Genomic DNA, 21474 nt, shown 5'->3' with positions numbered 1-21474 from the left:
AAGCATCCGCGGACCACCATCTGCCGAGAAGCACCTACCGAGCACCATCTGCCGAGCATGGCGAGGGATCTCTCATGAGCGACGATCGCTTCGACGAGCCTGCCGCGGCCGACGCCGACCGTGGCTACGCCGACTTCGAGTTCGAGCGCCGGTTCTTCGTGCGCGACCTCCCGGCCGAGCTCCGGGACGCACCTGCCCTCATCGTCCAGTCCTACTTCCTGGCCGACGACGGCTATGCCCTCCGCGTCCGTGTCCAGGCCGGTGACGTCGACGCCGACCTCACGGGTGACACGGATCCCGCGGAGGTCCTGCGGGCGCACACCGCGGACATCGACTTCGCCGCCGTCACCGTCAAGGGCCCGGCGGTCGGCGGGACCCGCTACGAGGCGGAGCGCGAGCTGGACCCGAGCGTCGGCGTCGAGCTGGTCCGCCGCGGCGGGGCGCCCGTCGTCAAGGTCCGCTACGCCGTGTGGCTCGGGGCGGACGGCTGGTCGATCGACGTGTTCGGTGGTGCCAACCACCCGCTCGTGGTGGCCGAGTGCGAGCGCTCCGGACCGGTCACCAGCCTGCAGATCCCGGACTTCTGCGTCACCGAGATCACCGACGACCGCCGGTTCTCCAACGAGTCGCTGGCCATGGAGCCCTACAGCGCGTGGGCGCCGGCGTTCGCCGCCGAGCTCGCGGACGAAGGCCCGGTGTTCCGCCAGGACTTCGGGCCGAACACCCACCTGCGCATGTAGCTACCCCCGCCACTCGCCCTTCTCGCTGACGCCGGACACGAACTCCCAGTGCCACGGCTCGTACTTGCTGCCGCCGAGCTGCGCCCACGAGGGGTTCTGCCACCCGTAGGTGGGCGCGTTGGCCCAGAGCCAGGAGAAGACCTCGCTGCTCCCGGTCTCCTTGGAGCAGAGGTCGATCGCGAGGCCCCAGCCGTGCATGGACGTGCCCGGCGAGGCGGCGTAGTACCCGCGAGAGGCCTTGAGCTCGTACTGCGTGTCGAGGTCGCGGTAGCTCGCCACGAGGCACATCTCTCGCCCGAACGAGGCGCGAAACGCCTCGTTGAGTGCGCTGAGCGACATCGCGGCGTCGGGCCGCAGGTACTCCCCCTGCTGCCACAGCTCGCACAGCGAGTGGTCCGCGAGCGCGCCGTTGGTCCCGTCGACGGGGGCGTCGACGTCGCAGTCGGGCAAGGGGCTGCGGTCGAGCGAGCGGCTGGCCGCCGACTCCGGGCGCGTGATCGCCTCGGCACGCACCACGGACTCGGAGACCTCGGGGCGCTCCACCGGCTGCGTCACGAGGTCCAGCGTGCTCGGCCCGGTGGGCGGCGCCTCGACGTCGAACGGGGACTCACCGGTCTGGTGGGCCTGCGCGAGCGGCGCCGCGATGGTCGCGGCGGCCAGCGTGCCGATCACCGTCGCCCGGGAGATGAACCGCTGTCCGGCCGGCACCGAGGACGTCGGCCTGGCGGACCTCGGCACGGACCCCGTGACCAGCCGGTCGAACGACGTCGTCGCGCGCGTGGACCGGGCTCGTGTCGTCTGGGTGCGCTGCTCCGCCTCGCGCCGGGCGCGGCGCGTCGTGAGGGCAGGCTGCACGCTCGTCACAGCCGTGGACTCCACTGGTCCTCCGTCGTCATGTGTGCCGCGGCCCCTCGCGGTATGTATGTCGCACGAGACACTAACCGGGGTCGGCCCGCCTGCCAAGCCCCGGCCTGTGCATGAGCAGACCTGCACATCACGTTCTCCTTACCTGGCCGTTCCCCGCTCAACGGCGCTGCATGGCGTCCCGCACCTCGCCGACGAGCTCCTCCAGGATGTCCTCGAGGAAGACGACACCGAGCAGCTCGCCCTCCGCGCCCTCGACGCGAGCGAGGTGTGACCCAGACCGCTGCATGACCCGCAGGGCGTCCTCGACCTCGTCGTCCGGCCCGACGGCGGCCAGCGCGCGCACGCGCCACACGGCCACCGGCTCGAACCGGGCCGGCCCCGTCGCGTACAGGACGTCCTTGAGGTGCAGGTACCCGACCAGCTCGTCGCCGTCCTCCCCGTGGGTCACCACGGGGAAGCGGCTGAAGCCGTGCTTCGACACCAGCCGCTCGACGTCGTCGGGCGTGCTCGTCTCGTCGACGGCCACCAGGCCGTCGGCCGGCACCATGACGTCGCTCGCGGTGCGGTTGGAGAACTCGATGGCGCCCGTCAGGAGGCCCTGCTCGTCGCGCAGCACGCCCTCGGCCTGCGAGTGCTGCACGATGGACTGCACCTCCTCGGCGGTGAAGGCCGACGCGACCTCGTCCTTCGGCTCGACGCCGGCCAGCCGCACCGCGTGGTTGGCCACCCAGTTGAGGCCACCGATCACGGGGCGCAGCACGCGGGCGAGGAGCACCAGCGGCGGCCCGAACCACATGACCGCCTTGTCGGGACCGGACACGGCCAGGTTCTTCGGCACCATCTCGCCGAGCACCACGTGCAGGTACACGACGAGCGACAGGGCGATGACCAGCGCGATCGGGTGGGTGAGACTCTCGCTCACGCCCATGCTGTGCAGCGGCCCCTCGAGGAGGTGCGCCAGTGCGGGCTCCGCCACGATGCCGAGGCCGGTGGAGCAGACGGTCACGCCCAGCTGCGCGCACGCCAGCATGAGCGAGACGTGCTCCATCGCCCACAGGACGGTGACGGCCCGCCGGTCACCCGCGGCGGCGAGGGGTTCGATGGCGCTCCGGCGCGCCGAGATGACGGCGAACTCCGCGCCGACGAAGAACGCGTTGCCCGCGAGCAGCACCAGGCCGATCACGAGCGCTGTGGTCGTGCTCATCGGTTCGCCCCCTTCTCGCTGCGCGGCCGGTCGGCCCTGGCCCGGTCGTTTCTGGCCCGGTCGTCGTCGGCCCTGCCACCGCCCCCGTCGTCGGGCAGCGGCCGGACCCGTACCCGCTCGACCCGCCGCCCGTCCATGGCCTCGACGCGCAGCGTGACGCGAGCGAGCGGCCTGCCCACCGTGATCTGGTCGCCGACGACGGGCATCCGGCCCAGCTCGGCCATGACCAGTCCACCGAGCGTCTCGTACGCGGCGCCCTCCGGCACCTCGATCCCGGTGTACTCGTCGAGCTCGTCGGGGCGCAGCACGCCCGGCACCATCCAGGACCCGTCGGCCGCACGGGCAGCGCCCGCGCGCCGGGGGTCGTGCTCGTCCGCGACGTCGCCCACCAGCTCCTCGACGACGTCCTCCAGCGTCACGACGCCGGAGGTTCCGCCGTACTCGTCGACCACGACTGCCATCTGCAGGCCGAACCCGCGCAGCTCGACGAGCAGCGGACCCAGGCGCACCGTCTCGGGGACGCGGGGCGCGTCCACCATGAGGGCGGCCGCCGGGACCTCGCTCCTGCGGTCGTGCGGCACGCCCACAGCCCGCCGCAGGTGCACCAGGCCGACGATGTCGTCCCGGTCCTGCCCGATCACCGGGAACCGCGAGTGGCCGGTGCGCCGGGCGAGCGAGACGACGTCCTCCGCCGTCGCGGCCCGGTCCACCACGGACATGCGCAGCCGGTCGGTCATCACGTCGCGGGCGCTGAGCGTGTCGAGCTCGATCGAGTTGGTCAGCAGGGTCGCGACGGACGCCTCCAAAGTGCCCTCCTCGGCCGAGCGGCGCACCAGCGAGGCCAGCTCGGACGCGGACCGGGCACCGGAGAGCTCCTCCCGCGGCTCCACGCCGATGCGGCGCAGCAGCGCGTTGGCCGACCCGTTGAGCACGGTGATCAGCGGCTTGAAGGTGATGGTGAACACCCGCTGCACCGGCACCACCACGCGCGCGGTGGCCAGCGGCGCCGAGAGCGCGAAGTTCTTGGGGATCAGCTCCCCGCACACCATCGAGAACACGTTCACCAGCACGACGGCCAGGACGCCCGCGAGCCCTGCGGAGACGGCGGTCGGGACCGACGTGGCGCCGAACGCGGCGGACAGCAGGGAGTTCAGCGCCGGCTGGGCCGTGTAGCCCAGCAGGATCGTGGTGAGCGTGATGCCGACCTGGGCGGAGCTCAGCTCGGTGGAGAGGTGGCGCAGCGCGGTGCGCACGCTGCGGTCCCGGACGCTCTGGCCGAGACCTGGCCGGGCACCGTTCGTGGCCGTGGAGCGAGAATCAGACCTGGTCCGGCCGGGTCTGTCTCCCTCCGAGTCGTCGGAGTCGCCGATCACGGCGGGATCGATGGTGACGAGGGAGAACTCCCCCGCCACGAAGACAGCAGTACCTGCTGTGAGGAGAACGCCGACGGCGACCATGATCCAGTCGCCGGTCATCGTGCGCTCCGCGGGGCACTGGGGCAGTCCGGTGCATGCAAGGGATTTCGGTCGGGATATCGCTCGGTCATCGTGCGAACGATCGTAGCGGGAACAGCGTGGACCCGGCTGCGGGAGCAGGGCCGAAGCAGGTACGGAGCACGGCACAGAGGCATTCCTGGCCCGACTCTCAGGCTTGGCTCAGTGTCTTATCAGGTAGGTGCAGGCATGATTGACCTATGTCATCTGGTATCCCCCAGCCGCCTGGGGCCCCGCAGCAGCCCGGTACGGCGTCGGCCGCAGCCTCGACCGGCCAGCAGAGCGCGACCGTGCTCGTAGTGGAGGACGAGCCGACGATCGCCACCGCGATCGCTCAGCGGCTGTCCGCCGAGGGCTGGCGCGTCGAGGTCGCGCGCGACGGCCTGTCCGGCGTCGACGCCGCCTCCCGGCTACGCCCTGACCTCGTGGTGCTCGACGTGATGCTGCCAGGCATCGACGGGCTCGAGGTCACCCGGCGCATCCAGGCAGAGCACCCCACGCCGATCCTCATGCTCACCGCGCGGGACGACGAGACCGACATGCTCGTCGGTCTCGGCGTCGGCGCGGACGACTACATGACCAAGCCGTTCTCGATGCGCGAGCTCGTGGCCCGGATCAAGGCGCTCCTGCGGCGCGTCGACCGTGCGGCTCAGGCCGCGGCGACCACCCCCGCCGACCCGCCCATGATGATGGGCGACGTCACGGTGGACCGGGCCCAGCGCCGCGTCTACCGCGGTGGCGAGGAGGTCCACCTGACCCCCACCGAGTTCGAGCTGCTCGTGATGCTCGCCGGGTCGCCCAAGACCGTGCTCACGCGCGAGCGCCTGCTCGCCGAGGTCTGGGACTGGGCGGACGCGAGCGGCACGCGCACCGTCGACTCCCACATCAAGGCGCTGCGCCGCAAGCTCGGTCCGGACCTGATCCGCACCGTGCACGGTGTCGGGTACGCGTTCGAGCCGCCCGCGAACCAGTAACCCGATGAGACCGCACGTGCCCCGCGTTCCCGACGTGCGGCCGCTCGATCCGCTGCGCTCCCTGAAGATCAAGCTCGGCGTGCTGGTCGCGGCCACCGTGACCGCCGCTGTGCTCATCACCTGGCTCGGTCTGCAGGCCTCCCTGGGCCCCAGCCGCACCTTCCCCCTGGCGATCATCCTGTCGCTGCTGGTCACGCAGGTCCTGGCCCGCGGCATGACCTCGCCGTTGCGGGAGATCACCGAGGCGGTCCAGGCCATGGCCGACGGCGACTACACCCGGCGGGTGCGTGCGACGAGCAGCGACGAGGTGGGTCAGCTCGCGCACGCGTTCAACCGGATGGCCGAGGACCTGGCTTCGGTCGAGCAGACGCGTCGCGACCTGATCGCCAACGTGTCCCACGAGCTGCGCACGCCCGTCGCCGCGCTCAAGGCCCAGCTGGAGAACATGGTCGACGGCGTCGTTGAGCCCACCCCTGCCGCGCTGGAGCAGGCGCACGCGCAGACGGAACGCCTGACGCGGCTCGTCACCTACCTGCTGGACCTCTCGCGCATCGAGGCGGGCGCCTCGGCGCTGAACGTCGGCACGATCGCCGTGGGTGACTTCCTCGAGCACTGCGCAGAGGACCTCTCGATGGTCGACGCAGCGAAGGACCTCCACTACGTCGTCGACGTCACGCCGGAGGACCTCACCATCGAGGGTGACGCCGAGCGCCTGCACCAGGTGGTCATCAACCTGCTGCAGAACGCGATCCGGCACTCGCCGCAGGGCGGCGTCATCCGCCTGGACGCCTACCCGGTGGACGGCACGGAGGGGTCCGACGTCGTGTTCGAGGTCAGCGACGAGGGTCCGGGGATCGCGGCGGCGGACCGCGAGCGGATCTTCCAGCGATTCGTCCGGGGCACCGGGTCGACGGCGGACCGCGGCGGCGACGGCAGAGGACGCGACGGCGGCGCCAGGGGGCGCGACGAGGGCAGGGGACGCGGCAGGGGAAGCGACAGCGGCAGGGCGCGCGACGGCGGCGCGAACGACGCCCTCTCCGGGGCACCGGGCAGCGCCGTCGGTGGCACCGTCGGGTCGAGCGGTGGGACCGGCATAGGTCTCGCCATCGTCCGCTGGGCGGTCGAGCTGCACGGCGGGTACGTCCAGGTGGTCGACTCCGAACGCGGCGCGACGATGCGGGTCACCCTCCCGGCGCGGGCACACCCGGCACCCGGCGTCTCGGCCACCCACACGGACTGATCCAGCACCCGGAGCTCACGCTCCCGGGCCTGTGCCGCCGCGGAACGGGTCCCGCGAGAAACGGAGAAGCCTAGGGGTGCCAGCGGCCAAGGTGTGAGACTGAGTCCCGTGATCTCTGTCACACGCGCCAAAGGTTGTCCGCCCTACGACCGGACCCATAACGCCACGTTGGCGACTTCCAGGCCGAACGTTGCCCGAGTTTTGCTCTAGGTGCGAGAAACATGACGAACCAACTTCTTTGACACCGGGGCGGGCCGCGGCGCCCGCAGGATCACACCCACCGAGGGGCCCGGAGGGCCTACCCTTGGAGGGTCCGAAAACATTCGGGCTGTGCGCGTTACGACAAGGGTGGCGCGCTCAGAACGCAACTGTGGTGAAGGTGGGCGATCCGCGCGTGTCAGCTAAGGCTGGTTCAGAGTCGATCAGCGTGGCGAGCTCGTCATTCGGAGCCAACGAATGGCTTGTGGACGAGCTCTACCAGCAGTACCTGAAGGACAAGAACGCGGTGGACCCCGCGTGGTGGGACTTCTTCGCCGACTACACCCCTGGCGAGAACGGTTCCACCAAGGACGGCGCTGCTGAGGCCGCCCCGAAGGCTCCGGCGGACACGGCTCCCGCCGACGCGGGGAAGGCCAAGGCGAGCCCGGCCTCCGCTCAGGCGGCGCCCGTTCAGGCGGCGCCAGCCCCGCAGACAGCCACCCCGGTGACGGGCGGCACCGCCGCCTCGGAGGCCGCGCAGAAGCTGCGCAAGAAGCGGCTGCCTGCCGACCCGAAGGTCAACCCGGCCAACCCGATCGCCACCCCACCCACCACGCACTACGCGGACACGTTCGAGCGCCCGATGGCACACCCGGACGCCGTCGACGACATCCAGAAGCTGCGCGGCCCCGCCGCGCGGGTGGTCACGAACATGGAGGCCTCGCTCGAGGTCCCCACCGCCACCTCGGTGCGCGCCGTGCCCGCCAAGCTGATGGTCGACAACCGCATCGTCATCAACAACCACCTCAAGCGCGGTCGCGGCGGCAAGATCTCGTTCACGCACCTGATCGGCTTCGCGCTGGTCGAGGCGCTGGCCGACATGCCCGTCATGAACGCGCACTACGAGCCGATCGACGGCAAGCCGGGCGTGAACCAGCCCGCCCACGTGGGCTTCGGCCTCGCGATCGACCTGGCCAAGCCGGACGGCTCGCGCCAGCTGCTGGTGCCGAGCATCAAGAAGGCCGAGGAGCTCGACTTCGCCGAGTTCTGGGCGGCCTACGAGGAGCTGGTCCGCAAGGCCCGCGGCGGCAAGCTCGCCGTGCCGGACTTCCAGGGCACCACGATCTCGCTGACCAACCCGGGCGGCATCGGCACCGTGCACTCGGTGCCGCGCCTCATGCAGGGTCAGGGCACCATCGTCGGCGTCGGCGCCATGGATTACCCGGCGGAGTTCGCCGGCGCCTCCGAGGAGCAGCTCGCCCGGATGGGCATCTCGAAGGTCATGACGATCACGTCGACCTACGACCACCGCATCATCCAGGGCGCGCAGTCCGGCGAGTTCCTCAAGATCATCTCGGAGAAGCTGCTCGGCCTGGACGGCTTCTACGACCGCGTCTTCGCGGCGCTGCGCGTCCCGTACGAGCCCGTCCGCTGGGTCCGCGACAACACGGTGGACGCCGACGTCGAGGCCGCCAAGCCGGCCAAGATCGCCGAGGTCATCCAGTCGTACCGCTCGCGTGGCCACCTCATGGCGGACACCGACCCGCTCGCGTACCGCCAGCGCAAGCACCCGGACCTGGACATCCAGACCCACGGCCTCACGCTCTGGGACCTGGACCGCACGTTCCCGACGGCGGGCTTCGGCCCCAAGCCGAAGGCGACGCTCCGCGACGTGCTCGGTCTGCTGCGCGACTCGTACTGCCGCACCATCGGCATCGAGTACATGCACATCGCGGACCCGGCCCAGCGCAAGTGGCTCCAGGAGCGCCTCGAGGCGGGCTACGCCAAGACGCCGCGGGAGGACCAGCTCCGCATCCTGCGCCGGCTCAACTCCGCAGAGGCGTTCGAGACGTTCCTGCAGACCAAGTTCGTCGGGCAGAAGCGCTTCTCGCTGGAAGGCGGCGAGTCCCTGATCCCGCTGCTCGACGCGATCCTGTCCCGCGCGGCGGAAGGCGGGCTCGACGAGGTCGGCATCGGTATGGCCCACCGCGGCCGGCTGAACGTGCTGGCGAACATCGCGGGCAAGAGCTACGGCCAGATCTTCAAGGAGTTCGAGGGCCAGCTCGACCCGAAGAGCGTCCAGGGCTCCGGCGACGTGAAGTACCACCTCGGCACCGAGGGCACGTTCACGTCGGAGTCCGGCGCCACCACGCGCGTCTACCTCGCGGCCAACCCGTCGCACCTCGAGGCCGTCGACCCGGTGCTCGAGGGCATCGTCCGCGCCAAGCAGGACCGCATCGACCTCGGTGGTGACGGTTTCTCCGTGCTGCCGATCCTGGTGCACGGCGACGCGGCGTTCGCGGGCCAGGGCGTGGTTCCTGAGGTGCTGAACCTGTCGCAGCTGCGCGGGTACCGCACCGGTGGCACCATCCACGTGGTCGTGAACAACCAGGTGGGCTTCACAACCGGTCCGACGGCGTCCCGCTCGACCACGTACGCGACGGACGTCGCCAAGGGCTACCAGGTCCCGGTGATGCACGTGAACGGCGACGACCCCGAGGCCGTCGTGCGGACCGCCGAGCTCGCCTTCGCGTTCCGCGAGCAGTTCGGCCAGGACGTCATCATCGACCTCATCTGCTACCGCCGTCGCGGGCACAACGAGGGCGACGACCCGTCGATGACGCAGCCGCTCATGTACAACCTCATCGAGACCAAGCGCTCGGTGCGCAAGCTCTACACCGAGAACCTGGTCGCGCGCGGTGACATCACCGTCGAGGAGGCCGAGGGCGCGCTGCAGGACTACCAGTCGCAGCTCGAGCGGGTCTTCACCGAGACCAAGGGCGGGTTCACCCCGGCGCCGCAGACCGAGCAGATCGCCGGCCTGGAGCGCCCCGAGTCCCAGCGTGAGGACGCCGGGACGATGGTGGGCTGGCAGACGGCGATCTCGCCGGAGATGCTGCAGCGGGTCGGCGACGTGCACACCTCGCCGCCGGAGGGCTTCACCGTCCACCCCAAGCTCGCCCAGCTGCTCGAGAAGCGCCAGCTCATGGCGAAGGAAGGTGGCATCGACTGGGGCTTCGGCGAGCTCGTCGCCTTCGGCTCGCTGCTCGCTGAGGGCACCCCGGTGCGCCTCGCCGGCCAGGACTCGCGCCGTGGCACGTTCGTGCAGCGCCACGCGGTGCTACACGACCGGGAGACGGGCGCCGAGTGGACCCCGATCCTGTACATGTCCGGCGACCAGGCCAAGTTCTGGATCTACGACTCCTCGCTGTCGGAGTACGCGGCGCTCGGCTTCGAGTACGGCTACTCGGTGGAGCGCCCGGACGCCCTGGTGCTCTGGGAGGCTCAGTTCGGCGACTTCGTCAACGGTGCCCAGACGGTGATCGACGAGTTCATCTCGTCCGCCGAGCAGAAGTGGGGCCAGTCGTCCTCGGTCGTCATGCTGCTGCCGCACGGCTACGAGGGGCAGGGTCCGGACCACTCGTCGGCTCGCATCGAGCGGTTCCTGCAGCTCGGCGCCGAGAACAACCTGACGATCGCGCAGCCGTCCACGCCTGCGTCGTACTTCCACCTGCTGCGCCGTCAGGCGTACGCCCGCCCGCGCCGTCCGATGGTGGTGTTCACGCCGAAGCAGCTGCTGCGCCTCAAGGCGGCCGCGTCCTCGGTCGACGACTTCACCTCCGGCACCTTCCAGGAGGTCATCACCGACCCGACGGCGGTCCCGGCGAAGGTCGACCGGGTGCTGCTGTGCACGGGACGCGTGTACTACGACCTCCTCGCGGAGCGCGCCAAGCGCGGTGACGAGGGCGTGGCCATCGTTCGCCTCGAGCAGCTCTACCCGTTCCCGGAGGCGCAGCTCCGTGAGGAGATCGCCAAGTACGGCGACGCCGAGGTGGTCTGGGTCCAGGACGAGCCGCAGAACCAGGGCGCCTGGGGCTTCATCCACCTGGCGCTGCCGGTGGACGTGCCCTACGTCAAGGTGGTCTCGCGCCCGGCGTCGGCGTCGACGGCCGCCGGTACCGCGAAGCTGCACGCGGCCCAGCAGCAGACGCTGCTGGAGCAGGCCTTCACGCGCGGCTGACAGCGCCACGAGAGGCGGGCATCCCTGCGGGGGATGCCCGCCTCTCGTGTTCCGCCGGAACGGTCAGGCAGGCGGTAGGTGACCCGAGAAGGGGCGAGCCGGTGGTACCGGCTCGCCCCTTCTCGGGTCACGCGCTGAAGCTCACCACTTGTCGTGGACGTGCTCCTTAATCATCTCGTCGTAGATCTCGCGCACGCCGGACATGAACAGCGGGCCGAGCGTCGCAGCGTCACCCGCCGCAGCGTTTGCGCGAGCCTGCTCGACGTTGCGGGCGCCGGGGATCACGGAGGAGACGCCGGGCCGCTGCCACGCCCAGGCGATGGCCGCCTGCGCCGGGGTGAGGGAGTCGCCGACGCGGTCCTTGGCCAGCTCGGAGAACCGGCCGGCGGCCTCGAGCCCCACCTCGTAGGGCACGCCGGAGAAGGTCTCGCCGACGTCGAACGCCGCGCCGTCCCTGTTGAAGGTGCGGTGGTCGTTCTCGGCGAACACCGTCTCCTTCGTGTACCGGCCGGAGAGCAGGCCGGACGCGAGCGGGACCCGGGCGATGATGCCGACTCCCGCCGCCGAGGCCGCGGGGAGCACCTCCTCGAGCGGCTTGAGCCGGAACGCGTTGAGGATGATCTGCACGGTCGCGACGTTGGGCCGGGCGATGGCTTCGAGGGCCTCCGACGACTTCTCGACGCTGACGCCGTACGCCGCGATGGCGCCGTCGGACACCAGCTGGTCGAGCGCGTCGTAGACGGCGTCCGACGAGTAGACCGCCGTGGGCGGGCAGTGGAGCTGCACCAGGTCCAGCCGGTCGACGCCGAGGTTGCGCCGGGAACGGTCGGTCCACTCGCGGAAGTGTCCCAGCACGTAGTTCTCCGGCACCTGGTCCATCCGCCGGCCCATCTTCGTGGCGACGGTGATCCCTGTGTCGGGGTGGTCCTTGAGGAAGGAACCGATAGCTTGCTCGCTGCGGCCGTCACCGTAGACGTCGGCGGTGTCGAAGAACGTCACCCCGGCCTCCAGCGAGGCCTCGAGAACCGCGCGGGCGTCGCTCTCGCTGACCTCTCCCCAGTCAGCACCGAGCTGCCAGGTCCCCAGGCCCACAGCCGATACGAGCCGACCGGTCCGTCCGAGTACCTGCTGTTCCATCGTTCCTCCTACTGCTGGGGCGGGCAGACCTGCCCGCGCGGACCCGTCCTCAGGTCCTGTTCGTAGCGGGGCCGTTTGCAGATGTCACAGCACGACCCCCCAGTCTGCTGTCTCACGCTACGTGGCGCAGGCGAAAATTGCCCTACGGTTACGGTGTGAGTGTGACGACAGAGATTCCTCCGGTTGCCGAGGCCAGGCCCCATCCTTCCGGGGACCAGTTCCGGATCGGCCATGCAGGCCACCGTGCGACGATCACCCAGGTGGGCGCGGCGCTGCGAGAGTACTCGGTGGACGGACGCGACGTCGTGGTCCCGTTCGGCGCTGACGAGATCAGCCCCGTGTTCAACTCCGCGGTGCTCGTCCCCTGGCCGAACCGGCTGCGAGACGGCTCGTACGAGTACGGCGGCGAGACCCACCAGCTGCCCGTGACCGAGCCTGCGCGCAACACCGCGCTGCACGGGCTCGCGGCGTGGGAGCGCTGGTCGGTGCTCGAGCACTCCGGCTCCGCCGTGACGCTGGAGCTGGAGCTGGTCGCCCGGCCCGGCTACCCGTTCCAGCTGGTGGCGCAGATTCGCTACGCCCTGTCCGACGCCGGCCTCGAGGTCACCCTCGACGTCACCAACGTGGGTGCGAGCACGGCGCCCTACGGGTGCGGGTTCCATCCCTGGCTGTCCACGGGCGGCGCCGACCTGGACGAGTGCACGGTGCGGCTCGACGCGGGCACCCGCGTCACGACCGACGAGCGGCTCCTGCCGACCGGCACCGAGCCGGCGTCGGGCACCTATGACCTGCGGGAACCGCGCAGCGCGGCGGGCCTGGACCTCGACGACGCGTACGTGGACGTCGTCCGCGACGCCGACGGCCTGTCCTGGGCCCACCTGTCCGCTCCGGACGGCCGCACGGCGGCTGTCTGGATGGACGAGTCCCAGGACGTCTGGCAGATCTGCACGGGTGACCACATCGCCCCGGACCGACGCAGGCACGGCCTCGCCGCCGAGCCGATGACCTGCGCCGCCGACGCGTTCCGCACGCGCGAGCGGCTGGTGCACCTCGCTCCGGGCGAGCGGCACGGTGTCCGCTGGGGGCTGACGCTGCTCTGACGACACTGCTCTGACGTCTCTCGTTCTGACGTCGACGGGTCAGCGTCGGCGCGTTGTCACCGATCGGTTACGGTCCGTGCACCACAATGGGGAACCGGCCGTCCGCCAGGCTGCCGGGAACAGGCAAGGAGAGTCCGTTGCAGGATCGCGAGGTGCGCATCTGCGTCGTCGGTGACGAGCTGGCCACAGGTGTCGGAGACGCCCGTGCGCTCGGCTGGACCGGTCGCGTCGTCGCGCGCACCCATTTCTCCCGGCCCGCCATGCTCTTCACCCTCGCCGTGCCCGGCGAGACCAGCACGCAGCTCGGCGCGCGCTGGGAGACGGAGACCGCCACGCGGTTCGGCTCCGACTCGGAGGTCGAGAACCGCCTGGTCGTGGCCCTGGGACGGCACGACGTCGCCTCAGGGCTCACCGTCGCCCGCTCGCGCCTGAACCTGGCGAACATCCTCGACGTCGCGGACGCGAACCGGACCGCGGCCTTCGTGGTCGGGCCGCCGCCCGGGATGCCCGCAGAGGGCGACCGGATCGCCGAGCTGTCCGACGCGTTCGCCGACGTCGCCAGCCGGCGTCGGGTGCCGTACGTCGACACGTACACGCCGCTCGCCCAGCACGAGCAGTGGCTGGCCGACCTCGCGCAGGGCGGGGGCACCTACCCCGGCCAGGCCGGGTACGGGCTCATGGCCTGGCTCGTGCTGCACACCGGCTGGCACGCCTGGCTGGGCCTCCCCCAGGACGAGGCCTCCTGAGTCCTGGTGAAGTAGAACGGTGGCGAGGTAGAAGAAGCGGGGCCGGAGCGCAATCAGCGCTCCGGCCCCGCTTCTACCTCACCACGGTTCTAGTCAGCCGCGGGTGATCGTCGCCGTTCCCGAGACCGTGTTGGTCGAGATGTACGCGGCCGCTCCCGGCTCCGCGTGGTCGACGACGACGGTGCGCTGCGCGCTGGAGGTCGCCTGCGCGCCGTCGATCATCACCTTGCCCGTCACGCTGCGCGCACGGAGGTTGACCGGGGACCCGGCGTCGAGCTGCACCGCCGCAGGGCCCGAGACCGTCTTGGCGTTGACGAGCGGCGTGGTGCCGATGGCCGTGACGTCCACCGCGCCGGAGACGGTCTGGACGGACACCCGGCCCAGCGCGCCCACCACCGACACCGCGCCCGACACGGTCGAGACCGCCACGTCGCCCGCGTGCTCGGCGACGGTGACGGCGCCCGTGCCCGACTTGGTGGTCACGGACCCGGTGGTCCCGGTGACGGTGATGGCGCCGCCCGCTGTCTTGACGTTGACCCCCGCCTGCGACCCGGTCACCACGGCCTCGGCACCGACCGTGGCGACGTCGACCACCGAAGCGGCCGGGACGGTCACCCGGACCACTGCGCTGTCGTGGTCCTTGAGCCCGCGGAAACGGTCCACGAAGCCCTCGAGGCCCGGGAAGTCGTAGGCGATCCGGAGGTTGCCGTGCTCGGCGAGGATCTGTAGCGGCCGCGCCGACACCTCGAGCACCTCGACGAGGGCTCCGGAGGTCCGGTTCGGGTCGGCCACGATCTCAGCGCGGCCGTTCGTCAGTCGGACGATCAGGGTCGAGGCGCCGCCTACCTCGATGGTCTGCGGGGCGGCTACGCTCCAGGACTCGGTGGTCATCGCTGTGCTCCGTTCGTTGGGGACGTTGCGGGGTCGTTCGTGGATGGGTGCATGGGTGCGCTCATGGGGAGTGCGCATCACTCGGGGTTCGTGCGTTCTGCACGGCTCGGCGGAGAACTCGTGCTGTGCGGCAGCGTCCCACGGATCGCGGAACGCGCCGAGTCGAGGACGGTACGCAGCGTCTCCACGGTCAGCGCCGACACCGTACCTGCGACGTCCGCCTCCCGCAGGTCGGCCAGCACGTCGTTGCGGAACCGCTGAAGCATCGCCTCGCCGTCGTGTCGCAGCGAGTTGGACTGCGTGCGGCGCGGGTCCGGCGTGGTGTCCGGTCCCGGCCGCGGCCGGGATCGGGAACGGGCCTCCTGCGCCGCGGCGGCGAGCTCGGCCCGCAGGCCGCGCATCGTGTCGCGGACGTCCGCCCGCACCTCGTCCGCGAGGCTGCGCACCGTCTCGGCGACGCTGCGCTCCAGGCGCCGGACGTCGTCGAGGCGGGAGTCGAGCTCGGCCCGGCCCGCCGGGGTGAGCTCGTACGTGGCCTTGCGGCCGGCGCCGGGTGAGCCTGCGGGCTCGGACGGAGCCTGCGCGCCGGGAACCGAGCGGCGCACCAGGCCTTCCTCCTCGAGCCGTGCCAGGCGCGGGTAGATGGTTCCTGCGCTGGGGCGGTAGGTGCCGCCGAAGCGCCGGGTGAGCTCCGTGATCAGCTCGTACCCGTGCCGGGGGCCGTCCAGGAGCAGCACCAGCAGGTACAGGCGAAGCTCCCCGTGGGCGAACACAGGTGGCATTACAGCTCCACGGGCGCCGCGTCCGCGGGCACTGCGTCGGCCGGGCCGTCCGCCGCGTCCTGCGGCCCGCCGATCACGGTGACGTCGCCCGAGACGCCCGTCACCCGCAGCTGCATGACGCTCTGCCGCGCCGACCGCTCGCCGCCGGTGACCTTCGCGCCACCGCCACCGGTGAACTGCAGGCCGCCCAGCGTCACGCGCCCGCTGACGCTCTGCACCGACACCTCGACGGCCCGCTCGTCCGGCACCCGCAGGAGCATGTTCCCTGACACCGTGTTGACCCGGACGGTCCTGGGCTGGTTCACCAGGTCGAACGTCACGTCGCCCGAGACCGACGACGACGTCACGGCGTCGGCCGACGCGCTCACCACGACGTCGGCGGACACCGTGTTGCTGGTGACGTCACCCACGTGGTCGCGGACCGTCACCTCGCCGGAGACGGTGTTCAGCCTGAGGTCCCCTGCCGTGCGGGAGACCAGGAGAGAACCGGAGACGGTGGACGCCGACGCACCCGCCGTCGTGCCGGCGAGGAGGCCCTCGCCGCGGACGGTGCCGAGCCGCACCGTCGTCCCGGCCGGCACCGCGACGTGGATGTCGGCGCGGGCCTTGCCGCCGAAGTCAGCGAACCGCTTCATGAACGAGCCCCAGCCCGACAGGCCGCTCTCGTGCCCGATCACCAGGTGCCCACCCTCGAGGCGCACCTCGAGGGACCTGCCCTCGACGGAGTGCACCTCCACCCGAGCCACTGGCTCGTCGTGGGCGACGATGTCGAGCCGGCCGTCGACGACGTGCGCATCGACGGTGGTCACACCATCGAGCTCGATGGTCTGTGGACCGGTGACGGTCCAGCTGTCTGCGCTCATGGGTTCCTCCGGTGCTCGGACTGGCTCGAACTCTCGCTGACGGACACGATATATCGCGTTGGCGAGAGACACGATATATCGCGTTCTCAGGTCCGGCAACCCCTTTTGCGACCGGACAACCCGGTGATCTGTGGGATCATTGGAGCCATTCAGTCCGTCACCTGGTAGGAGACACAGATGAGCAAGCGCGGTCGCAAGCGCCGTAGCCGTGCCGGCAAGGCAGCGAACCACGGCAAGCGCCCCAACTGCTGAGCTGGCTCAAGCGTCCGTCAGGACTGTGAGCCGCCCAGCCGGGCACGCGAAAGGGCCGGAACCCCTACATCGTCTGGGTCCCGGCCCTTCGTCATGCCCGCCGGCCGTCAGCCGGACGCCGTCACTCGACGACGGTCATCACCGTCAGCTGCTCGTGGATACGCACCCGCAGCGTCTCCGGCGCGCGCTCGCTGCACGACCGGCGCACCAGCTGCTTCACGAGGTCCTCGACGCTCAGCTCCGCCAGGCACGGCGAGCAGTGGGCGACGTGTGCGCGCATCCGCTGCTCGTCCTCCGGCGTCATCTCGGAGTCCAGGTACTCGTAGAGGTGCTTCAGTGCGTGCTCGCACTCGGACTCCCCCGCCGTGTCGTGCGGGATCGGTTTGATGTTGTTCACTGCGCACCTCCGGGCGCCTGGCTGACGAGTCCTCGCTGAGCGGCATAATCGGCGAGGAGCTCACGCAGCTGCCGGCGTCCGCGGTGCAGCCGGGACATCACGGTCCCGATCGGAGTTCCCATGATCTCTGCGATCTCCTTGTAGGGGAAGCCCTCCACGTCGGCGTAGTACACGACCATCCGACGGTCCTCCGGGAGCTCGGCGAGCGCCCGCTTCACATCGCTGTCCGGAAGCCGGTCCAACGCCTCGACCTCCGCCGAGCGCAACCCGCGCGACGTGTGCGACGCCGCACGCGCGATCTGCCAGTCCTCGACGTCCTCGGTCTGGGACTGCTGCGGCTCGCGCTGCTTCTTGCGGTAGCTGTTGATGAACGTGTTCGTGAGGATGCGGTACAGCCAGGCCTTCAGGTTCGTACCCGGCCGGTACTGGTGGAACGCCGCGAACGCCTTGGCGAACGTCTCCTGCACCAGGTCCTCTGCGTCCGCCGGGTTGCGCGTCATGCGCAGCGCGGCGGAGTACAGCTGGTCGAGGAACTGGAGCGCGTCCCGCTCGAACCGCGCGGCGCGGGCCGCGGAGCTCTCCTCCTGCGGAGAACGCTCGGTACTCTCGTCGTCGCCGTCCTGACCGCTGGCTTCGGTGCTGGTCTCGGTGGTGCTCTCGGCCGCGGTGGCTTCCGTGGTCCCGACAACACCCTCGCTCGCGTTGGTGTCGGGGCGCGCCCCGGCATCGGCGCCGACCGCGTCGGCGTCCTGCTTCTGCTCGCGGGAATTGTCAGTCATCGCACTTGAGCCTAGCCGCGTCGGCCAACCCGTGTCCGCCAGAGCGTCCGTCGTGGACTTCGCGGTGGACCGGACCGCGTCCGCGCCGGGGTCGAGCAGGTGCGCCGGAACCGCGCCGAACATCAGGGGCGCGCCCTGCCTGCCCGCCGCCGGACCGGCGGTAGCGCCCGTCGCCTCGCTGGTCACCGTGCTGGTCGCCATGTCTGTCACCGTGTCGATCACCCTGTTCCTCACCGGATCCTTCTCGTGGCATCGCTCCACCTCGGGTTCAACCTGTGCTCCCGGCGCCGAATTCCCGGTGTGGCGGGGACCATCCCCCGTGCCCGCCCGTACCGCCCGCCGCGTGCCGACCGGTATCGCCATCCTGCTGCATTCGTGGCCGGCATCTGCCAAGGTGGAGGCATGCTGCTTCGACACATCGCGCGACCCCTGCTGGCCTCATCGTTCATCTACGACGGAGTGCAGGCCGCCCGGAAGCCGGGCGAGCACGTCGCCACGGCCAAGACCGGGTCCGCCCTGGCCACCCAGGCGCTGGGCGCGGAGCCGCTCAGCGAGAAGCAGGTCACCACGCTCGTCCGCGCGCACGGCATCGCGACCGCCGCAGCAGGCACGCTGCTCGCGCTCGGCAAGGCGCCCCGCGCGTCCGCCATCGTGCTGGCGCTGCTCACGCTGCCCCTCGCCGTGGTGAACCAGCCCTTCACCGCACCGAAGGAAGAGCGCGGCCCGCGCACCGAGCGGTTCCTGCGCAACCTCGCTTCCGTCGGCGCGGCACTCATCGCGGGCGCGGACCTCGAGGGCCGGCCCGGGATGTCGTGGCGCGTCCAGCAGGCGCGTGCGGCGCGTGCGGAAGCGAAGGCCGCCGCCGTCGAGGCCTGACGCTCCGGACTTGGTGCCAGGCCTCCAGGTCACCCCGGTGACCCACGGGTCTGACACAGAGCCGCTGCTCGGGCGCGGTCCGCGATAATCTCGGCACATGACTTCCTCCACCACCGCGCCCGCCCCCACCTGGGAAGCCCCGCTCGCCGGCGCTCCGCTGGACGCGACGGTCGAGGTACCAGGCAGCAAGTCGCTCACCAACCGGCTCCTGGTGCTCGCCGCCCTCGCAGAGGGACCCGGCACCCTGCGCGGCGCCCTGCGCAGCCGGGACGCCGACCTCATGATCGGCGCGCTCCGCAGCCTGGGGGCCCGCATCGAGGAGGGCGACCACCCCAGCACGCTGCTCGTCACGCCGGGCCCCGTCACCGGCGACACCGAGGTGGACACCGGCCTGGCCGGGACGGTGATGCGGTTCCTGCCCCCGTTCGCGGCGCTCGCCGACGGACCCGTCCGGTTCGACGGGGACCCCGCGGCCCGTGTCCGCCCGATGCTTCCCGTCCTCGCGGCGCTGCGCTCCCTCGGGATCACCGTCCACGATCCGGCGACAGGCTCCGGAGACTCCGCGGCCCTGCCGACCCACCTCCCGTTCACCGTGGAAGGCCGGGGCAGCGTGCCCGGCGGCGCCGTGGACGTCGACGCCTCCGAGTCCTCGCAGTTCGTCTCCGGGCTCCTGCTCGCCGCGGCCCGCTTCGAGCGCGGCCTCAGCCTGCGGCACATCGGCACCACGCTGCCGAGCCTGCCGCACATCGAGATGACGGTCGCCACGCTGCGCGACGTCGGCGTCGTGGTCGACGACTCCCGCGACGGCATGTGGGACGTCTCCCCGGGGCCGATCGCCGCCCGTGACGTCCGCGTCGAGCCGGACCTGTCCAACGCGGCGCCGTTCCTCGCCTCCGCCCTGGTGGCGGGTGGCACCGTCCGCGTCCCGGGCTGGCCGACCCTGACCACGCAGCCCGGCGCCATGGTGCCCGACCTCCTGGAGCGGATGGGCGGCACGTACACCCTGACCGACGGGGTCCTGTCCGTCACGGGAGCTGGCGAGCTGCACGGGATCGACGTCGACCTGCACGCGGGCGGCGAGCTCGCGCCCACGTTCGCCGCTCTGGCCGCGCTAGCGGACTCGCCGTCCAGGCTGCGCGGGATCGCTCACCTGCGAGGCCACGAGACCGACCGGCTCGCGGCGCTGGCCCGTGAGATCACGCGGCTCGGCGGGCAGGCGGAGGAGACTCGCGACGGCCTGGTCATCACCCCCCGCCCGCTGCGGGGCGACGTCGTGCGCACGTATGCCGACCACCGCATGGCGACGTCCGCGGCGCTGCTCGGCCTGCGGGTGCCGGGCGTGCGGGTGGAAGACGTCGGCACCACGGCCAAGACGCTGCCCGACTTCACCGGCATGTGGCTGAGCATGCTCGACTCGGTCGCCTGATGGGCATCTCCTGATGGGGCGTGCCTGATGGGCCGGCGCGACATCGACGAGTCGGACTTCCGCTCCCGCCCGTCGAAGCGCGGCTCCCGCCCCCGGACCAAGCAGCGTCCCGAGCACTCCGACGCTGTGACCGGCCTGGTCACCGGCGTGGACCGCGGCCGGTACACGCTCCTGGTCAAGGACCCCGACGACGACGCCACTGGGACGTCCGACGGGAGGATCGTGACCGCCATGAAGGCCCGCGAGCTCACTCGCACCCGCGTGGTCGTGGGCGACCAGGTCGACGTCGTGGGCGACGTCTCGGGCGGGGAGGGCTCGCTCGCGCGCATCGTGCGCATCCAGGAGCGCACCTCGACGCTGCGGCGCACCGCCGACGACACCGACCCGTACGAGCGGATAGTCGTCGCCAACGCGGACCAGCTGGTCATCGTCACGGCGCTGGCCCAGCCCGAGCCCCGGACCGGCATGATCGACCGCTGCGTCGTGGCAGCCTATGACGCAGGCATGTCGGTGCTGCTCTGCCTGACGAAGGCGGACCTGGCCTCCCCCGACGAGCTGCGCGCGCTCTACGAGCCGCTCGGGGTCGAGGTGGTCGTGACGCGGCGGGCGCCGACCGGTCGGGCTGACGGTGGCGCGGGCGGCGATGCCGGCCAGGCTGTCGGCGGCCTCGTCCTGGCTCCCGAGTCCGTCGAGGAGGTCCGCGGCCGGCTGCGCGGTCTGGTGTCCGTGCTGGTGGGCCACTCCGGCGTGGGCAAGTCGACGCTGATCAACGCCCTGGTGCCGCAGGCAAAGCGCGCCGTCGGTGTGGTCAACGACGTCACGGGCCGGGGTCGGCACACCTCGACGTCCGCCGTGGCGCTCCCGCTGCCCGTCGCCGTCGCGGAGGACGAGCCCTCCGACGCGTTCGACGGCTGGGTGATCGACACCCCGGGCGTTCGTTCCTTCGGCCTGGCACACGTCGAGGTGGCACACTTGCTGAACGCGTTCGAGGACCTGGACGAGGTGGCGCAGGAGTGCCCGCGCGGCTGCACGCACCTCGCCGACGCCCCGGACTGCGCCCTCGACGACTGGATCGAACGCTCCCCGGACGACGAGCGGGCCGCCCGCGCCGCCCGACTGAGCTCGTTTCGCCGCCTGCTCTCGTCGCGTACGGGCTCGGACGCCTGACGTGGCGCCGAACCGCAACCTGAGCGTCCATCAGGACGCCCGTTGTCAATCGGTTAGTGCAACTTAGGCGGCTTGGGTCAGGAGGTTCTTGAGTGCTTGGGCGGGGGTCTTGAGGTCGAGGGTGGGGCGTGGTCTGGCGTTGAGCATGGTCGCGACCCGCTTGAGGTCCTCGGGACTCCACCCGGACAGGTCGGTGCCCTTGGCGAACCAGTGCCGCAGCAGCCGGTTGGTGTTCTCGTTCGAGCCGCGCTGCCACGGCGAGTGCGGATCGGCGAAGTAGACCGGCATGCGTAGATCGAGCTGGATATCGACGTAGCCGGC

General features: G+C 71.2%; 20 protein-coding genes. 10 read left to right on the top strand and 10 right to left on the bottom strand.

Going from position 1 to position 21474, the window contains the following annotated elements; all coding sequences use genetic code 11:
* Positions 1-74 precede the first annotated feature (74 nt).
* Entirely contained in the window at positions 75-740 is a 666-nt protein-coding gene (locus APR04_RS25990) for a CYTH domain-containing protein (protein WP_253876413.1), read from the top strand.
* Here the strand turns inward: APR04_RS25990 and APR04_RS31160 are convergent, their stop codons facing one another.
* The 3 genes from APR04_RS31160 to APR04_RS25975 all read right to left on the bottom strand — a co-directional run bounded on the left by APR04_RS31160 (position 741) and on the right by APR04_RS25975 (position 4286).
* Positions 741-1619, bottom strand: a complete 879-nt coding sequence (locus tag APR04_RS31160) for a M15 family metallopeptidase (protein WP_253876412.1) — start codon at positions 1617-1619, stop codon at positions 741-743.
* A gap of 145 nt (positions 1620-1764) precedes the next feature.
* Positions 1765-2811 carry a hemolysin family protein gene (locus APR04_RS25980; protein ID WP_253876410.1) on the bottom strand — a complete coding sequence of 349 codons (1047 nt, stop codon included), beginning with the start codon at positions 2809-2811 and terminating at the stop codon, positions 1765-1767.
* Positions 2808-4286 (bottom strand): hemolysin family protein, encoded by a 1479-nt coding sequence (locus APR04_RS25975; RefSeq protein ID WP_253876408.1) that lies wholly within the window; start codon positions 4284-4286, stop codon positions 2808-2810. The genes APR04_RS25980 and APR04_RS25975 overlap by 4 nt, the downstream gene beginning before the upstream one ends.
* A gap of 308 nt (positions 4287-4594) precedes the next feature.
* Between APR04_RS25975 and APR04_RS25970 the strand changes: the two genes are divergently transcribed.
* The 3 genes from APR04_RS25970 to APR04_RS25960 all read left to right on the top strand — a co-directional run bounded on the left by APR04_RS25970 (position 4595) and on the right by APR04_RS25960 (position 10737).
* Positions 4595-5278, top strand: a complete 684-nt coding sequence (locus tag APR04_RS25970; RefSeq protein WP_116673914.1) for a response regulator transcription factor — start codon at positions 4595-4597, stop codon at positions 5276-5278.
* A gap of 4 nt (positions 5279-5282) precedes the next feature.
* Complete coding sequence (locus tag APR04_RS25965; protein ID WP_253876402.1) at positions 5283-6518, top strand: sensor histidine kinase; 1236 nt, start codon at positions 5283-5285, stop codon at positions 6516-6518.
* Between the two features lie 394 nt (positions 6519-6912).
* Complete coding sequence (locus APR04_RS25960) at positions 6913-10737, top strand: multifunctional oxoglutarate decarboxylase/oxoglutarate dehydrogenase thiamine pyrophosphate-binding subunit/dihydrolipoyllysine-residue succinyltransferase subunit (protein WP_372496173.1); 3825 nt, start codon at positions 6913-6915, stop codon at positions 10735-10737.
* Positions 10738-10878: 141 nt separating this feature from the next.
* Here the strand turns inward: APR04_RS25960 and APR04_RS25955 are convergent, their stop codons facing one another.
* Positions 10879-11874, bottom strand: a complete 996-nt coding sequence (locus tag APR04_RS25955) for an aldo/keto reductase (protein ID WP_253876389.1) — start codon at positions 11872-11874, stop codon at positions 10879-10881.
* Between the two features lie 155 nt (positions 11875-12029).
* Here APR04_RS25955 and APR04_RS25950 point away from each other — a divergent pair, with 155 nt between their 5' ends.
* The gene (locus tag APR04_RS25950) at positions 12030-12974 is read left to right on the top strand and encodes an aldose 1-epimerase family protein (RefSeq protein WP_253876380.1); all 945 of its coding nucleotides are present in this window, start codon (positions 12030-12032) and stop codon (positions 12972-12974) included.
* 152 nt (positions 12975-13126) lie between these two features.
* Positions 13127-13720 (top strand): GDSL-type esterase/lipase family protein, encoded by a 594-nt coding sequence (locus tag APR04_RS25945; RefSeq protein WP_372496175.1) that lies wholly within the window; start codon positions 13127-13129, stop codon positions 13718-13720.
* A 93-nt stretch (positions 13721-13813) separates the two neighbouring features.
* On the opposite strand, the gene APR04_RS25940 is transcribed toward APR04_RS25945, so the two are convergent.
* From APR04_RS25940 to APR04_RS25930, 3 genes are all read right to left on the bottom strand, one after another.
* Positions 13814-14611, bottom strand: a complete 798-nt coding sequence (locus tag APR04_RS25940; protein ID WP_253876376.1) for a DUF4097 family beta strand repeat-containing protein — start codon at positions 14609-14611, stop codon at positions 13814-13816.
* 77 nt (positions 14612-14688) lie between these two features.
* Complete coding sequence (locus APR04_RS25935) at positions 14689-15393, bottom strand: PadR family transcriptional regulator (protein WP_253876374.1); 705 nt, start codon at positions 15391-15393, stop codon at positions 14689-14691.
* Positions 15393-16256, bottom strand: a complete 864-nt coding sequence (locus APR04_RS25930; protein WP_253876372.1) for a DUF4097 family beta strand repeat-containing protein — start codon at positions 16254-16256, stop codon at positions 15393-15395. Before APR04_RS25930 ends, APR04_RS25935 begins: the two co-directional genes overlap by 1 nt.
* 177 nt (positions 16257-16433) lie before the next feature.
* On the opposite strand from APR04_RS25930, the gene APR04_RS31390 reads away from it, so the two are divergent.
* Positions 16434-16508 carry a 50S ribosomal protein bL37 gene (locus APR04_RS31390; RefSeq protein WP_372496174.1) on the top strand — a complete coding sequence of 25 codons (75 nt, stop codon included), beginning with the start codon at positions 16434-16436 and terminating at the stop codon, positions 16506-16508.
* 121 nt (positions 16509-16629) lie between these two features.
* Here APR04_RS31390 and rsrA read toward each other — a convergent pair whose 3' ends face one another.
* Positions 16630-16905, bottom strand: a complete 276-nt coding sequence (gene rsrA, locus APR04_RS25925) for a mycothiol system anti-sigma-R factor (protein ID WP_253876364.1) — start codon at positions 16903-16905, stop codon at positions 16630-16632.
* Positions 16902-17684, bottom strand: a complete 783-nt coding sequence (locus tag APR04_RS30760) for a sigma-70 family RNA polymerase sigma factor (RefSeq protein WP_425569933.1) — start codon at positions 17682-17684, stop codon at positions 16902-16904. The genes rsrA and APR04_RS30760 overlap by 4 nt, the downstream gene beginning before the upstream one ends.
* Positions 17685-18086: 402 nt before the next feature.
* On the opposite strand from APR04_RS30760, the gene APR04_RS25915 reads away from it, so the two are divergent.
* The 3 genes from APR04_RS25915 (at position 18087) to rsgA (ending at position 21153) form a co-directional block, all read left to right on the top strand.
* Positions 18087-18560, top strand: coding sequence for a DoxX family membrane protein (locus tag APR04_RS25915; protein WP_253876362.1), 474 nt, complete (start codon positions 18087-18089; stop codon positions 18558-18560).
* A gap of 97 nt (positions 18561-18657) precedes the next feature.
* A complete protein-coding gene (gene aroA, locus APR04_RS25910) occupies positions 18658-19986 on the top strand; it encodes a 3-phosphoshikimate 1-carboxyvinyltransferase (protein WP_253876360.1) in 1329 nt (442 codons plus the stop codon).
* Positions 19987-20013: 27 nt separating this feature from the next.
* A complete protein-coding gene (gene rsgA, locus APR04_RS25905; protein ID WP_253876358.1) occupies positions 20014-21153 on the top strand; it encodes a ribosome small subunit-dependent GTPase A in 1140 nt (379 codons plus the stop codon).
* A 63-nt stretch (positions 21154-21216) separates the two neighbouring features.
* Here rsgA and APR04_RS25900 read toward each other — a convergent pair.
* Positions 21217-21474 (bottom strand): IS30 family transposase (locus tag APR04_RS25900; RefSeq protein WP_253872498.1); only part of this gene is annotated, 258 nt, incomplete at its 5' end.

Origin of the sequence: Promicromonospora umidemergens (assembly GCF_024171995.1) — a bacterium.
Taxonomy (GTDB): Bacteria; Actinomycetota; Actinomycetes; order Actinomycetales; family Cellulomonadaceae; genus Promicromonospora; species Promicromonospora umidemergens.
This window is presented reverse-complemented; position numbering and strand designations above follow the sequence as displayed.